This is a genomic window from Rosistilla ulvae, assembly GCF_007741475.1.
In the GTDB taxonomy this organism is placed as follows: Bacteria; Planctomycetota; Planctomycetia; order Pirellulales; family Pirellulaceae; genus Rosistilla; species Rosistilla ulvae.
In genome coordinates this window covers 1797092-1811723 of record NZ_CP036261.1, presented here as the reverse complement: position 1 = coordinate 1811723, position 14632 = coordinate 1797092, and the positions used below count along the sequence as shown (strand labels likewise).

General features: G+C 57.1%; 13 protein-coding genes. 8 read left to right on the top strand and 5 right to left on the bottom strand.

Going from position 1 to position 14632, the window contains the following annotated elements; all coding sequences use genetic code 11:
• Positions 1 to 219: 219 nt before the first annotated feature.
• Both EC9_RS06560 and EC9_RS06555 read left to right on the top strand, forming a co-directional pair.
• Positions 220 to 1311, top strand: coding sequence for a flagellar basal body P-ring protein FlgI (locus EC9_RS06560; RefSeq protein ID WP_246105990.1), 1092 nt, complete (start codon positions 220 to 222; stop codon positions 1309 to 1311).
• Positions 1308 to 1640: a rod-binding protein gene (locus EC9_RS06555; RefSeq protein ID WP_145118725.1), complete on the top strand. Its 333-nt coding sequence runs from the start codon at positions 1308 to 1310 to the stop codon at positions 1638 to 1640. The genes EC9_RS06560 and EC9_RS06555 overlap by 4 nt, the downstream gene beginning before the upstream one ends.
• A 24-nt stretch (positions 1641 to 1664) precedes the next feature.
• Here the strand turns inward: EC9_RS06555 and EC9_RS06550 are convergent, their stop codons facing one another.
• On the bottom strand, positions 1665 to 1886 hold the full coding sequence (locus EC9_RS06550) for a SlyX family protein (protein ID WP_145283131.1): 222 nt from the start codon (positions 1884 to 1886) through the stop codon (positions 1665 to 1667).
• Positions 1887 to 1904: 18 nt separating this feature from the next.
• Here EC9_RS06550 and EC9_RS26405 point away from each other — a divergent pair, with 18 nt between their 5' ends.
• Both EC9_RS26405 and EC9_RS06545 read left to right on the top strand, forming a co-directional pair.
• Positions 1905 to 2138 carry a hypothetical protein gene (locus tag EC9_RS26405; protein WP_218934634.1) on the top strand — a complete coding sequence of 78 codons (234 nt, stop codon included), beginning with the start codon at positions 1905 to 1907 and terminating at the stop codon, positions 2136 to 2138.
• Between the two features lie 904 nt (positions 2139 to 3042).
• Positions 3043 to 4008, top strand: a complete 966-nt coding sequence (locus EC9_RS06545; RefSeq protein ID WP_246105989.1) for a Gfo/Idh/MocA family protein — start codon at positions 3043 to 3045, stop codon at positions 4006 to 4008.
• A gap of 11 nt (positions 4009 to 4019) precedes the next feature.
• On the opposite strand, the gene EC9_RS06540 is transcribed toward EC9_RS06545, so the two are convergent.
• The 3 genes from EC9_RS06540 to EC9_RS06530 all read right to left on the bottom strand — a co-directional run bounded on the left by EC9_RS06540 (position 4020) and on the right by EC9_RS06530 (position 5961).
• Positions 4020 to 4598 carry a hypothetical protein gene (locus tag EC9_RS06540; protein ID WP_145283133.1) on the bottom strand — a complete coding sequence of 193 codons (579 nt, stop codon included), beginning with the start codon at positions 4596 to 4598 and terminating at the stop codon, positions 4020 to 4022.
• 146 nt (positions 4599 to 4744) lie between these two features.
• Entirely contained in the window at positions 4745 to 4927 is a 183-nt protein-coding gene (locus tag EC9_RS06535) for a CPXCG motif-containing cysteine-rich protein (protein WP_145091707.1), read from the bottom strand.
• Positions 4928 to 5034: 107 nt separating this feature from the next.
• Complete coding sequence (locus EC9_RS06530; RefSeq protein ID WP_145091704.1) at positions 5035 to 5961, bottom strand: ABC transporter ATP-binding protein; 927 nt, start codon at positions 5959 to 5961, stop codon at positions 5035 to 5037.
• Positions 5962 to 6276: 315 nt separating this feature from the next.
• Here EC9_RS06530 and EC9_RS06525 point away from each other — a divergent pair, with 315 nt between their 5' ends.
• Entirely contained in the window at positions 6277 to 8670 is a 2394-nt protein-coding gene (locus EC9_RS06525) for a VIT and vWA domain-containing protein (RefSeq protein WP_145343382.1), read from the top strand.
• A 1019-nt stretch (positions 8671 to 9689) separates the two neighbouring features.
• Positions 9690 to 10607, top strand: coding sequence for a glycoside hydrolase family protein (locus tag EC9_RS06520; protein ID WP_145343380.1), 918 nt, complete (start codon positions 9690 to 9692; stop codon positions 10605 to 10607).
• A 239-nt stretch (positions 10608 to 10846) separates the two neighbouring features.
• On the opposite strand, the gene EC9_RS06515 is transcribed toward EC9_RS06520, so the two are convergent.
• On the bottom strand, positions 10847 to 12058 hold the full coding sequence (locus EC9_RS06515; RefSeq protein ID WP_246105988.1) for an SGNH/GDSL hydrolase family protein: 1212 nt from the start codon (positions 12056 to 12058) through the stop codon (positions 10847 to 10849).
• Positions 12059 to 12477: 419 nt separating this feature from the next.
• Between EC9_RS06515 and EC9_RS06510 the strand changes: the two genes are divergently transcribed.
• Both EC9_RS06510 and pncA read left to right on the top strand, forming a co-directional pair.
• The gene (locus EC9_RS06510) at positions 12478 to 13953 is read left to right on the top strand and encodes a nicotinate phosphoribosyltransferase (protein WP_145343378.1); all 1476 of its coding nucleotides are present in this window, start codon (positions 12478 to 12480) and stop codon (positions 13951 to 13953) included.
• Positions 13950 to 14567 (top strand): bifunctional nicotinamidase/pyrazinamidase, encoded by a 618-nt coding sequence (gene pncA / locus EC9_RS06505; RefSeq protein WP_145343376.1) that lies wholly within the window; start codon positions 13950 to 13952, stop codon positions 14565 to 14567. Before EC9_RS06510 ends, pncA begins: the two co-directional genes overlap by 4 nt.
• Positions 14568 to 14632: the final 65 nt, after the last annotated feature.

Genomic DNA, 14632 nt, shown 5'->3' with positions numbered 1-14632 from the left:
CATCGCGGTCCCTCCCCGAACCCCACTGCGGAGTGGCCGTCCGCCCGCCAAACAGAACGCAATCCACCGGGGGGAGAGGGTAGTGGCGAGGCATATGGGTTCAGACGGTGTGCGTAGCTATGGAAGCAGGTGCTCTCGATCCTGACGTCACGCTTATCATGGAACGACTATTGCAACCGTCGAAGAGTTTTGCGTATCACCGAGAACATGAAAGCTCTCATGCGACTAACTCTAACGCTTGCAATGCTGCCGATATTTACGGCGTTTGCCATTATTGCTAGCGCCGAAGAACTGAAGCTGCGCGATATCTGCCGCATCAAGGGGCAAGAGATCACGACGGTTCAGGGGCTTGGACTGGTCGTCGGACTCAAGGGGACCGGCGATCCGGATGCCAAGCCGACCGCCAAAGCGTTGGCTCGGATGATCCAATTGATGGGCGGCCAGATCTCGACCGATCCACGCGGCCAGTTGATGTTGGACGATGTCGAACAAGCCGGGAACGTGGCGTTGGTGTTTGTCACCGCGAGGGTTCCCGAAGTTGGAGCTCAGCAGGGCGACCGACTCGACTGTACCGTCAACGCGATCGGAGCCAAGAGTCTCGCGGGCGGAACGCTGATGCTCTCGCCACTGTTGGGCCCGCGAGCCGATCAGCCGACTGTCTACGCGATGGCCGAAGGGCCGCTGCGGATTTCAAACCCCGATTCGCCAACTTCCGCGATGGTGCATCAGGGAGCGAAGATGGAGCGCTCGCTGCTGGCGCCGTTTCATGAAAACGGCAGGCTGACATTGGTCCTGGATCGCGACTTCGCCGACTTCGACACCGTGCAATGGATCGAAGATGCGATCAACAGCCAAGGCGAACAACCGCTGACCGGCGAATCGGCTGGGATCGATCCGTCGGCTCGTGTCCCCGTGGCTCGTGCGATCGATCAATTACATATCGAAGTCGACATACCGCCGGTCTACCGAAACAATCCGATCTCGTTCATCTCGCTGTTGTTGGGGCTGCGTGTCGCGCTGCCCAACAATGACACCCGCGTCGTGATCAACGAACGCGAAGGGGTGGTCGTGATCGGCGAAGAGGTGCGGATCGCGCCGGTGCTGATCACGCATCGCAACCTACGAATCGAAGCGGGTGCGCGGCCGGGGTTTGTGCCGGTCGATGCGGCGGCGCCCAAAGCCGAAAACGCGAAGCTGAAGAATCTGGCCGATGCGCTCAACGCGTTGGAAGTTCCCACCGACGATCTGATCGCAATTATCAAAGCCTTGAAAACCAAAGGCGACCTTTACGGAGATGTGATCTTCCAATGATCAGCGGAATCCATAATCAATCGCTTACCAACCAAGCGGCGGCGCATTCGAAGTCGAATCTGCAGCAATCGGGCAATTCCTTGCAAGCCGCACCGGCCGATGAGATGCAGACGCTGTTTCGCGACTTCGTCGGCAAGACGCTGTTTGGCGAACTGATGTCGTCGATGCACAAGACGCACGACAAAGCCGCCTACTTTCACGGCGGCCAAGCCGAAGAGATCTTTCAACAGCAGTTGGATCAGGTGATGGTCGACGAGATCACCGAATCGTCTGCTTCGCAGATCGCCGACCCGATGTTCGAACTGTTCCAACTCTCCCGTCGCGGATAGGTTGCCGCCAGCGGTTGCCGAACATCAATAGTGCGGCGGCTTCTCATGAGGCAGGTTGTCGCCGGCGATGTTCTCCGAGAGCCAGTGGACGCGGCCTTTTTGCTGCTCCAGCTGCCGCGTCGCGTTGTCCAATTCGCGGCGGATCTGCAATAAGGCTTCTTGAAAATGGTCGATCGTTCGTTGCTGGAACGCGACGGTTTCCTGTAGCTTGTTAATCTGTTGTTGCATCGATTCAGACGGGTTCATGAGGGCTCCTTGGCTTTTATGATGACCGATCGTCGAATAAGCTGCCAGCCCGGTGTCGCGACGCGACCAGGCCCCTTTCCTCGCGAGCATGGCCAGCTTGAAACCACCGATCTTCAGGACTCGACGCTGATGGAAGGCGAGCTGCCAGGCGAAGTTATTTGGTTCCTCTGGTCGCTCGAAGTTTCCGGAATTGGATTAGCGTGGATTAGAGCAGATTTGCGTTCCGTTATTGAAACCACAGATCTTCGCTAATCGACGCTGATCGAGGTCGAGGTGCCAGGAGAAGTTGTCGGTTCCTCTGGTCGCTCGAAGTTTCCGGAATTGGATTAGCGTGGATTAGAGCAGATTAGCGTTCCGTTATTGAAACCACAGATCTTCGCTAATCGACGCTGATCGAGGTCGAGGTGCCAGGAGAAGTTGTCGGTTCCTCTGGTCGCTCGAAGTTTCCGGAATTGGATTAGAGCAGATTAGCGTTCCGTTATTGAAACCACCGATCTTCGCTAATCGACGCTGATCGAAGGCGAGGTGCCAGACGAAGTTGTCGGTTCCTCTGGTCGCTCGAAATTTCCAGAATTGGATTAGCGTTCCGTTATTGAAACCACAGATCTTCGCCAATCGACGCTGATGGAAGGCGAGGTGCCAGGAGAAGTTGTCGGTTACTCAGGTCGCTCGAAGTTTCCGGAATTGGATTAGCGTGGATTAGCGTGGATTAGAGCAGATTAGAGTTCCGCTATTGAACCGCTGAACTTCGCTAATCGATGCTGATGGAAGGCGAGGTGCCAGGCGAAGTTGTCGGTTCCACTGGTCGCTCGAAGTTTCCTGAATTGGATTAGCGTGGATTAGAGCAGATTAGCGTTCCGTTATTGAAACCACTGATCTTCGCTGATCGAAGGCGAGGTGCCAGGAGAAGTTGTTGGTTCCTCTGCTCGCTCGAAGGTTCCTGAATTGGATCAGCGTGGATTAGAGCAGATTAGAGTTCTGTTTTTGCCCACCCAGCCCGTACGTAACCATCGAAGTAACTGGCATTGGGCTGGTGTTCAGTCGCTCACGTCGCCTATTTTGAAACAGATTTCCTCCGGCATGCACTCCGGCGGTCTGTTGCTTCGCTATTTGTTTATTTGCGCAAACCGCTTGGTTTGCGGATCGGATATTTCGCTTGAACGCTTTACGTTTTGGAGTTTTGGGAACGGCGCGGATCGCGCGGCGGATCGTCGCCGATATGCAATCGGTCGATGCGATTCAAGTCGTGGGGATCGCCAGTCGCGATCCCGCGCGGGCTCGTTGGTACGCCGATCAGTACGGGATCGCTCAAGCCTTCGACAGCTACGACGCAATGCTCGCCAGCGACAGTATCGACGCGGTCTATATCCCGTTGCCCCCATCGCTGCATCACGACTGGGCCTTGGCCGCCGCCGATGCGGGCAAACATCTGATCGTCGAAAAGCCGGTTGCGATGACGCTGGCCGAAGCTCAAGCGATCGACCAACGCTGTCGCGACCGCGGCCGGCAATGGCTCGACGCAACCGCTTGGCTGCATCATCTGCGGACCGATCGAATCCGGCAATCGATCGACGCAGGCGAACTCGGACGAGTGCAGCATATCAGCGTCGCTTGTTCGTTTTTTGAACCGTTTCAATCGGACGACCATCGGCTGAACCCCGAACTGGGCGGCGGTTGTCTGTTGGATCTCGGTTGGTATGCGTACGGGATGGCGCGGTGGGCGGCGGGCCGTCTGCCGGTCGCGGTACAATCGATCGGCCGGCAGGATCGGGGCATCTGGTTTCGCAGCAGCAGCCTGTTGGACTTTGGCGACGACCTGACCGCCACGGTGAACTGTGCCTATGACACCGCGACGCGGAAGTGGTTCGAAATCGCTGGCGACCAGGCGTCGATCGTCTGCGACGACTTCACCCGTCCGTGGCCTTCGAAGCCGGCAAGATTCTGGATCCACGACCGGGCTGGGAGCGTCAAAAGCGAAACCTTTGACGGAAACCAAGAAGCCCGGATGCTGGCCACTTTTGCCGATCTGGTCAGCAACGCCACCGCGGCCACGGCGATGAATCAGCAGGCGCTCGACACCCAACAGATTCTGCAAACCGTTGCCGATGGGATCGCTAGCTGAACCGCCGACGGTTAGCGAACGATAAACAGTCCGCTGGCGTCGATCATCAGATGGCCTAGCGGATCGACCGACGCAGTCCCTTGAACGACAACGACTTGGTCTTTCTTAACGCCCAACATTTCCCGGGCGTCTTGCGGCAGGATCTTCCCCTCTTCATCGAGGAAGCGAACGATCGCTACCGAATCGGTTGGGTTGTTCTTTTGCTTGCAAAACGGACAGTTGTCGGGATCGTGGCCGGGGCCTTCGTGAGCCGCAGCTGCTTCGGCGTCCAACGTCGTCGTCGTATCGCTCTTCATCAAAAACATCGCCTTGTCCGCCTCAAACGGATCGTGCTCGCCAGCGGTAATCCGCGCGATCACCGTCACCGGACCTCCCGCTTCCAACCCCTGTTTGGCGTCGGAGATGCTGACCGCATCGGCGGGGACTTCCGCCAACAGGAACTCGCTGTCGACAGCGGGAGCGGCCGCGGAACCGGCGTCCGACGCCGCGTCGCAGCCTGCCAGAACAAGGCTCAGCGCCAACAGGCAACCGATTTGCCGAAAGCTAGCTCGGCCGACAATCTTCGAATTGTCGGGGGCGTTTGATTTCATCGACGTCATGGAAAACATTGTCACTCCGTTAGGAAGATCGCAGGGAACCGTGTTAATACGCAGCCGCTGGCGGATTGTTCGCCAGCAATCGGCCGATGCAAGCAAACCGACAGTCCGCACAGCCGATCCGCCGGCCTACCTGGATATTATTCGCGTTCGGTCCAGACGTTGGCCATCCCATCGGCGTCGATGTCGACGTGGATCACGTTGGGGCGGCAGCAGACTGGACAGTCTTCGACGTAATCTTGGCTGACGCCCGCCGAGAGATCGATCGGGATCACGATCTCCTCACCACAGCCATCGCAGATATATTTTGCTTCGTCTTGCATCGCAGGAACCCTTAAAAAATTAAGCGGATCGGGTTGGTCGCCTTTCGCTCCGCGAAGGTGCGGCCCCGAAACGCTCTTTCGCGGAGCGAAAGGCGACCATCTTGCTGTTAGGAAACCAGGCCCTTGGTGACTGTCATAAAGACGTCTTCGAGCGTCGGATCTTTGTCGTTGAACTTCCGCACGCGGACCCCTTCGGCCAGCATCCGTTCCAACAATTGAGCCATCCCCTCGTCGTCGGTCTCCATTTCCGCTGTCGCTTTGTCGCCGATCACGTCCAACGACCGCAGCGCTTCGCTGCTCCGCAAGATCGACAGCCCCGCATCTTGGTTTTCGAGGAAGCTGACCTCCAAGACACGATTGCGGCGCAGTTGCCGGTAAACCGAATCGATCGGCCCGTGCATCAGGATCTTGCCTCGTTCGATGATCCCAATCGAAGTGCAGCAATCGGCGAGCTCGGTCAAAATGTGGCTGCTGATCAGGATCGTTTTCCCCATCCGCCGCAGCTCTTTTAATAACGCTTTGACTTCGACGCGGGCCCGCGGATCCAGACCGCTAGCCGGTTCGTCGAGGATCAGAACCGGCGGGTCGTGGACAAGCGTCTTGGCAAGGCACAGTCGTTGTTTCATGCCGCGGGAGAGCCCGTTGACGAAATCGTCCCGCTTGTGCGACAGGTCCAACAGTTCGAGGACTTCGGAAATGATCCGCTTCCGCGCCTCTTTGCGAATCTGGTAGGCGACAGCGAAGAAGTCTAGAAACTCCCAGACCCGCATCCCATCGTAGACGCCAAAGTTATCGGGCATGTAACCGACCACGCGGCGGACCGCCATCGGATCGCGAGAGACGCTGTGTCCGGCGACCGTTCCGTCGCCGCGCGATGCTTTTAGCAGGGTCGCTAGGAAACGGATCGAGGTGCTTTTGCCAGCGCCGTTGGGACCGATAAACCCAAACACCTCCCCCGCCTCGATTTTCATGTCGATGCAGTCGACGGCGGTGAAGTCGCCGTAGTCTTTGCCAAAGCCGTTGAGTTCAATCATCGAGAAATCCTGCGCCGATCCAATCGTCCAGTTGCGCCTCCAATTCTATCGCAAATCGTCCCTTCGTGTCGTCGGCAAGCTTCTCGGAAACAGGGCAACTTCAGTTTCTGTGTCCGTTCAAATCCGCCTGTTCGTATTAGCGTCCGATTGCCAGGTGCACCGGCCGCACATACGTGCCGGCGGATACCTGCCATTCAAAATTGGATTCACCCTGTTTTTGGGAACCGCCGTGGGGTCAGTGCGTCTAGGACAGCGAGCGTTGCCGCCGCTCGTTGGGGCACTCGTCGTTTTCCGCTTATCAAAGGAACCGAAACCATGTCGCGAACAATTGCCACGATCGCCACCTGCGCCAGCCTGTGTCTGTCGCTGTTCTGGATCTCGCCAGCCCAGGCGCAAGGCCTGCTGATCGCTTCGGAACCTGGGATCGGAGATCGGTTGCCGCGGCCGATCCGACCGCCGTGGCGGCCGAGTCCGCATCCTCGGCCGCAGCCCGCAACTCCTGGTTTCCTGTACGACATCGCTCGGCTGGAAATCGACGCTTCCGTCCAGGGGCAGATCGCTAAAGTGCAAGTCGATCAGACGTTTAAGAATGTCACAAGCCGGACGCTGCAGGTGAAATTTATCTTCCCACTGCCCGACGATGGAGCGATCGACCAGATGACATTTATGGTCGATGGCGAAGAGTTGACGGGCCGGCTGTTGGAAGCGGACAAAGCGAGGGAGATCTACGAGGGGTACGTGCGGCGCAGCAAAGATCCGGCGTTGGTTCAATGGATTGGGCATGGGATGTTCCAAACGCAAGTCTTCCCCGTGCCGCCGGGAGCCGAGCGAACGGTGACGCTACAATATTCACAGATCTGCCGTCGCAGCGGGTCGATGAACGACTGGACGCTGCCGCTGGCACCCGCCCAATTCACCAGCCAACCGATCGGCGAGATCGTGATCCGCGGCCGGATCCGCAGCGACGCGAAGCTAGGCAATGTCTACAGCCCCACGCACGAAGTCGCTTTCGACCGCCGCGACGATCATCGCAGCGAGTTCAAATATGCGGCAAAGAAGCATGGTCCCGAGAGCGATTTTCGCGTCTTGTGGGAAGCGGGTGACAGCCCGCTGCAGATGTCGTTGATCGCGCACCGTCCCGACCCTAACGAGGACGGGTACTTCTTGATGTTGTTGCAACCGTCGCTGCCCGAGTCCGATCCGGCAAACGCGAAAGTTGGCAAGAACATCGTCGTCGTTGTCGACAAGAGCGGCAGCATGCGCGGCGAGAAGATCGAACAAGCACGCCGCGCGTCGCGATACGTTGTCGACCAATTAAAACCGCAAGATCAATTCACCCTGATCACCTACGACAGCGACGTCGACAGCTTTAACAATGATCTGATCGCCGCCGATCCCGCGACTCGCGACGACGCAACCGACTACATCGATTCGATTTTGGCTGGCGGTAGCACGAACATCGACGCGGCGCTCAGCAAAGCCTTGGCGGCGACCAAGGGAAGCGACGGGCCAGCTTATGTGGTTTTCATGAGCGATGGCCAGCCGACCGTTGGTGAGAAAAACGGGATGAAGATCGCTGACAAAGCGTCCAAACAAATCGCTTCTGGAACGCGGTTGTTCAGTTTGGGGATCGGCCACGATGTGAACAGCCGCCTGTTGGACAAACTGGCGGAAGTCTGCTTCGGTCAAACGATGTATGTTCGTCCGGGGGAACCGTTGGATGATGTTGTCAAAAAGCTCTACGACCGCATCGGCGCTCCGGCGCTGACCGGTGCCAAGCTGGAGATCACCGTCGACGGCCGCCAGGGAGCGACGCGAATGTTGTATCCCTCCGAAATCTATGACCTCTTCTCGGGCGATCAATTAGTGATCGCGGGACGCTACCGTCGGGATGGCGATGTGCAGATCAAGCTGACGGGAGAGTTTGAGGGCGAATCGCAGGAGTTTGTGTTCGACGGCAAATTCGCGAAACAGACCGACGATTCAAAAAATGTCTTCGTCGAACGCTTGTGGGCGACGCGGCGGATCGGTCAGATCATCGACGAGATCGATCTGTATGGAGAGCAGAGCGAATTGGTGGACGAACTGATTCTACTGTCGAAGAAGCATGGAATCCTGACTCCCTACACCGCCTATCTCGCCGAAGAGAAGACCGATCTGAACGATCGCACCGCGGGCCGCGAGTTGGCTCAAGTGCAACTGCACCGATTGCATGCCGAATCGGGAGCCGACGCCTTCCATCAGCGTTCGTTTAAATCGCAGCTGAAACAAGCGAATCGAGGAATACAAAGTTCCAATCAACCGATGATCGCGCCCGCAGCACCCGCGGCGGGTGCAAGCCAAAGCTTGGGACGGCCTGCGGCGAACGCAGGCAACGTTGCCAGGCCAGGTGTCTTTGGCGGAAAACCGAGTGGTTCAGCGATCAGACCGGCGCCGAACATGTCGGCGGCTGAACCGGAGGCACCGCACAGCAGCCTGCCTCGCGTCAAACAGATCGCGACGAAAACGTTCTACTTGAAGTACAATCGCTACGTCGATGCCGAGGCAACTAAAGAGCAGATCGAAGCGGCGACCAAGGTCACTCAGTTCAGCGACGCCTACTTTGGCCTGCTCGACAAGCTTGGCAAGAAGATGAATCCCTATCTCACCGAAGCGGTGGAGATCCTGGTTGTGGTCGACGACAAACCCTATCTGATCCTGCCCCATTAATGTCCAACCACACAGCTGTAACACCGGCACCTTCTTGTGCTGTGTTTTTTAAACTTCCGCCACTCGCCCGCTGTGCCAGCAAACGCAGTTGGAACATCTTCGCTGTAAGAGCCCACAAATGGTTTGCAAGAAAATCATCTGGCGCATGATTGGCTTCAACCTATCACGCGCAGCGATGCTCGCTTGCGTCTCTCAGTCCGACCCGACTGAGCTGTACGGGCGTGCTTCAGGCGTTGGAGGAAGTTGCGGCCTGTTTGCGTCTACGCTCGGTGAACCGGACCCGGCAGTGGGACAATTTGTTTGAGACGATTTCGGATTTCGCGGTTGGGGAGCGGCCGGGACGTCAAGAAAAAACGCGAACTCAAGCGTAGGTCAAAGAGCTACAGACTCGTAACTATCTCCACGTCCCCCACACCAAAACGGTTACGCCACAGCAGCTTAAGAACGATGTCCGCGTCATTCAGTCCTGTCCCGTTTTCTTGACTCGAGCATAGACGTGTATGTTAAATCCACTGCGCAAACAAACGAGAAAGCAGTGGCGGGTAGCACATCCGGCATGACTGAGCTCGGCGAAACCGTAACATGAGAAGCGACCTATTTCTTCGTACGCTAACGCCAGACCGTTTTTGTGTTAATCAATTTGAACAACCAAAGCACTTTCGAAATTCACAGGTTTCAAGAGCGATTTTCAGATTCGATCGCGAGCACTATTTTGAGCCTTGCGATATCCGCACCACGATAGCAGAGGGCCCTGAACACGACACCCCATCCAGACCGACGGCAACACCCCGAACTAGTTGTTCTTCACACGGCACGTGCGTAGACTATTGGCAATACGTAATTAAATAATCAAGTCCGTTGCTGACTCTGGCGATGTGGAACGATTCACCGATCCCACGCAGTCCGGGAACCGCAATCGCAAATAACAATGGGTTGTGCACGGAGCCGCGGGTCGCGCGGGTTTTGAGATTAACACAGTTCGCCGCGCCCCGGTGAACGCTGCCTCCCTGTAAAGAACCATGAACCTACGAGTATTTACATTAAACCTATGTGTCATGCTGCTTCCCGCGTTTGCATCAGCAGCCGACGATCCCCCTGTTCCTGTGATTGTCAAGGATTGGTGGCAAGTAGCCGGCAATTCTGACAGTTCGCCCCACAGTGAGGTTGTCGATCACTGTTTCTGGACCGCGAGCGATGGGAAGTGGAGACTGTGGACACAGATTCGCGATACCGAAAACGGTCGGATCTTCAGTCAGTGGGCAGGGGGAGCTCGATTGAACGATCAATGGCGGCTGTCGTCTGAGTTGTGGCAGGGAGAAGAGAAACATGGCGAAACGCCTGGAGTTGTTCAGGCCCCTCACGTCTACAAGGCGGACGGGACCTATCACATGACTTACGGCGGTGGGGGACAGATCTGCCTTGCCACGAGTCAAGATGGTGTGATGTTTCGGCGGCACCAATCGCCAAGCCGATTGATTTCTGAACTGAAAAACCGAACTCCAAGCGGTATCCGGGACCCGTATATGACGAAGATCGGTGACTCTTATCGGATTTACTACACAAAGGACGACACGGTCGCCATGGTCGAGGCGGACCGTCCCGATTCGCAAGTCTGGTCGACACCTATCGTTGTCTACCGAGAAAAGACATCTCGCACCCAGTGTCCGACAGTGATTCAGCATGCGGATTGGTTCTATCTGTTTTGCATGGGGGGCTCTGGGGAATACCAAACCCAAGTACTTGCTTCGAAAGATCCTGATGACTTTGGAGTGGATTCGGGCAAACAGATTACCGTGTTGCAGACATCCGCATCCGAAATCATTCGGGATGGCAGTAAGTGGTATATATCAAGTTTGGTCCCCATTCGTAACGACAACGGAAATGTAATCAAGCATGGCGGGGTTCGGCTTGCTCCGTTCAATTGGGTCTACAAGTGACTCTTTCACCATGTTTTTTATAGATAAGGAGTCCTTACTGCTCCGGCCGAAAACCGGAAGGGCCAGGGATCCTTGTCGCTATACCCGAATGTCATCCCCAAAGCAAAGACAAAGGAGATTAGGGAGCAGTCGGAGCGTTGGCGCTGGATTCGCAGATTGATCAACCACCCATCTTTTCGTTCAGCCAGGAGCATTCTGGCAATAACCTGCGTGCTAACGATCACCTTCATCAAGATCGTTTAATTGGCGACGAAGTTTAGGATCCGCGTGACCTGGCGTTCTGGATGCTCCGGTGACGCAGCGACTCTCAATTTGATCTGATGCGCATCGTTGCTCAGATCGGTGGCGAACATCACAGTCCGCGGATAATGCAGCCCTTTGCTGTGATGGTGGTAGAGTTCGAACGGCTGGAAAGCGCCGCCGTCGATACTCACTTCGACCGTTGCCGCATCGGGCCCCGCCAACACATAAGCTCCGATCGCGGTGCCGCTGAATTTCAACGAGCATTCCGCTCCCGCCCCCTCGAGACATAGCAGCCGTTCGCTGGTGAAGCGGCTTCGCTTGCCCCCGGGAATCGCATCCCAATCGGGAACTTTCACCGTCGCTTTTGCTGTCAGATCGGCGTCGGCGACATCCAACAAACGACCGCGGAAATAGCTGTCCGCATCCATCGGCTCGGGCAACGGATGAGGCGTGATCTTCGCGTCCTTTGCGTTCTTGTCCCCTTTCCAAGCGACATCGATCAATTGATCGATCAGATCGGCGGCGATCCGATTTCCCGCCGGTTTGGGATGCGTGCCACCGTAAACTTCCCAGCTGAGATCGCCCGCGGAGATGCTGCTGGCAACCTGCCGAGCCAGCCGAATCGCTGGGATCTTATAGTGTTCGGCAACCGCTTCATGAGCGGCGATCGAGAGCGGAGTTTTCTGCTGCTGCGACGTGGCCAACATTCCCGGATTCACAAAGTAGGTCAGCACGATGTCGGCGTTTGGATTGTGCAAGCGGGCGTGGCGGATGATCCCTTCCATCCCGCGAATCGCAGCCTCTCGCGAGTGCATCGCGTCCTGATCGTCGTTGACGGCAAATTCGACAAAAAACAGATCGACGGGCCCCTTGTCCAACACATCGCGCTGCAGTCGGAAGGCACCGGTCGTCGAACAGGTCGACGAGATGCCGGCGTCGGTGAACGTGAACTCTGTTTTTGGGAATCGCTCCTGCAGCGACTTCATCACCATCGGGCGATAGCCATCCATTTCGGTGATCGAACCACCGATGAAGGCGACGTGCCCGCGCTGCTCCCGTTCGAACAGAATCCGTGCATTCTGGAAATCGCCGCGCAATATCGAATTGGCCGGATCGAGGGTCAGCGAATCGTCGGCACTGGCCGGATTGGCGGCGAAGATCGAACAGGAGATCCATAGAAATAAGGCGATCATCAACGGGCGCGGCATGCTCAGGTCTCAGGGGTGTTTGTTGGGGGGATAAATTCTGTAACGCAAGTGCACCAAAGTATCAGCCGGATCGACCCGTTTCGAGAAAATTCACAGACCGAAGGTGAGATTTTTCCGCGGCCCACCGCACGATCGATCCGCGAGATGCGTCGTCCAGGGCAAATCAGTGTTTGAGTCTGGGGATTGTTGAAGACCCGACGCGTAAGCGAGGAAGCATGCAAATTCCTCGCTTACGCGTCGGGTTTCCATTTCCACTGACGCTTCTCAGTTTGAAACACTTAATAGCCCTGATGCGTCGTCTTGCGACGGGCACGTATCGGAAACCGATGGAGTATAATGTTGCGATAAAATCATTAGGGCAGGCAGGAATTGGGGGTACACCGGTGCCCAGGATCTATCTCGTAGACAGGGCAGCGTGCATGAATCTTTTGCAGCAGTTGTATCGACCTTCGTTGGCGATGTTGACCGATCTCTATCAGTTGACGATGGCTTACGGATACTGGAAGCATGGCCTGGCGGAGCGCGAGGCGGCGTTCCATCTTTTCTTTCGCAACCATCCGTTTTCAGGCGGCTACTCGATCGCGTGTGGGCTGCAAATGGCGATCGAATACGTGGAGAACTTTCGCTTCGAAGCGGACGATCTGGCCTACCTCGCCACGCTGCGAGGTGCCGACGCCAAGCCGTTGTTCGACGATGGTTTTCTCGAGTACTTGGGGCAGCTGAAATTCAGCTGCGACATCGATGCGATCCCCGAGGGAACGGTCGTCTATCCGCACGAACCGTTGCTGCGCGTTCGGGGGCCGATGCTGATGGGCCAGCTGTTGGAGACGCCGCTGCTGAACATCCTCAATTTCCAGACCTTGATCGCGACCAAAGCCGCTCGGGTTTGCCAAGCTGCCGCCGGCGATCGCGTCGTCGAATATGGGCTCCGCCGCGCCCAAGGGATCGACGGTTCGCTGTCGGCTTCGCGCGCCGCGTGCATCGGCGGTTGCTCGGGAACGTCCAACGTGCTGGCGGGCAAGTTGTACGATCTGCCGATCTTCGGCACCCACGCCCACAGCTGGGTGATGACGTTTCCCAGCGAGCGCGAGGCGTTTGACGCCTATGCCGCGGCGATGCCCAACAACAGTCTATTTCTGGTCGACACCTACGACACGTTGGCCGGTGTCCGCAATGCCGTCGAGACAGCGCGGACGCTTCGCGCCCAAGGGCACGAGATGTTGGGAATCCGACTCGATTCGGGCGATCTGGCGTGGTTGAGTATCGAAGCGCGAAAGATCCTCGACGATTCGGGCTTTCCCGACGCGCGGATCGTCGCCAGTAACGATCTCGACGAGCGGCTGATCGTGAGCCTCAAGCTGCAGGGAGCTCGGATCGATACCTGGGGCGTCGGGACGAAACTGGTGACCGCCTACGATCAACCGGCACTCGGCGGAGTCTATAAGCTGGGGGCGATTCGCGATCCCGATGGCGCGTGGCAGTACCGGCTGAAGCTGTCCGAGCAAACGATCAAGGTCAGCAATCCGGGAATCCTGCAAGTCCGGCGTTTCGAAAACGAATCGGAGCATCGCGGCGACATGATCTACAACGAAGCAGCCTCGATCGATTTCGCCCAGGGGGCGACGATGGTCGATCCCGCCGATCCCAATCGTCGCAAGCGATTCGATTCGCACCCGGCCTCATCCGACCTCTTGGTTCCCATCTTTCGCGATGGCGCGAAAGTCTATGAAGCTCCGAAAATGGAAACGATCCGCCAACGAGTTCAACAACAGCTACAAAAGACACCGGCGGCGAGCAAGCGATTTGAGAATCCCCATTCCTATCCGGTCGGACTCGAATTGTCGCTTCATGAACAGAAGACATCGATGATTCAGGCAGCCCGAGGACAAAGATGAACGCACTGATTTTGATCGATCTGCAGAACGATTTCCTGCCCGGCGGGGCGCTTGCAGTCCCTCGCGGCGACGAGGTGCTGCCGCTGGCGAACCGCTTGCAACCGTTCTTCCCATTGGTCGTCGCGACACAGGACTGGCATCCGCCAGACCACTCCAGTTTCGCCAGCCAACACGCAAACCACCGGGTTGGTGATACGATCGATATCGACGGCGTCGCGCAAGTCATGTGGCCCGATCACTGCGTGCAAAACAGCAAAGGGGCGGAACTGGCGGCATCCTTGCAGACGCATTCGCTCACGAAGGTCTTCCCCAAAGGGACCGATCGCAGGTTGGACAGCTACAGCGGATTCTTCGACAACGGCGGCGTGCATACCACCGGTCTAGGCGACTACCTGAAGCAGAACAACGTGACCGAGACCTACATCCTCGGCCTGGCGACCGATTATTGCGTTCGCGCCACCGCATTGGATTCTTGTCGTCTGGGATTCCGCACCTGGTTGATCCAAGACGCCTGTCGAGGCGTCGAATTGCAGCCTGGTGATTGTGCGGCAGCGATCGCGGAGATGGAACGCGCGGGTGTGCAACGCGTGACCAGCGACCAGTGGCTGGCGTAGCATAAAAACAACCCGCCCCATCGCGTCGGATTCCGAGGTCCGAAAGCCCCCAGTAACGGTCCCCG

Coding starts and splice junctions, on each gene's coding strand:
- EC9_RS06560 (WP_246105990.1), top strand. CDS start 220: ATGCGACTAACTCTAACGCTTGCAATGCTGCCGATATTTACGGCGTTT.
- EC9_RS06555 (WP_145118725.1), top strand. CDS start 1,308: ATGATCAGCGGAATCCATAATCAATCGCTTACCAACCAAGCGGCGGCG.
- EC9_RS06550 (WP_145283131.1), bottom strand. CDS start 1,886: ATGAACCCGTCTGAATCGATGCAACAACAGATTAACAAGCTACAGGAA.
- EC9_RS26405 (WP_218934634.1), top strand. CDS start 1,905: ATGATGACCGATCGTCGAATAAGCTGCCAGCCCGGTGTCGCGACGCGA.
- EC9_RS06540 (WP_145283133.1), bottom strand. CDS start 4,598: ATGAAATCAAACGCCCCCGACAATTCGAAGATTGTCGGCCGAGCTAGC.
- EC9_RS06535 (WP_145091707.1), bottom strand. CDS start 4,927: ATGCAAGACGAAGCAAAATATATCTGCGATGGCTGTGGTGAGGAGATC.
- EC9_RS06530 (WP_145091704.1), bottom strand. CDS start 5,961: ATGATTGAACTCAACGGCTTTGGCAAAGACTACGGCGACTTCACCGCC.
- EC9_RS06525 (WP_145343382.1), top strand. CDS start 6,277: ATGTCGCGAACAATTGCCACGATCGCCACCTGCGCCAGCCTGTGTCTG.
- EC9_RS06520 (WP_145343380.1), top strand. CDS start 9,690: ATGAACCTACGAGTATTTACATTAAACCTATGTGTCATGCTGCTTCCC.
- EC9_RS06515 (WP_246105988.1), bottom strand. CDS start 12,058: ATGCCGCGCCCGTTGATGATCGCCTTATTTCTATGGATCTCCTGTTCG.
- EC9_RS06510 (WP_145343378.1), top strand. CDS start 12,478: ATGAATCTTTTGCAGCAGTTGTATCGACCTTCGTTGGCGATGTTGACC.
- pncA (WP_145343376.1), top strand. CDS start 13,950: ATGAACGCACTGATTTTGATCGATCTGCAGAACGATTTCCTGCCCGGC.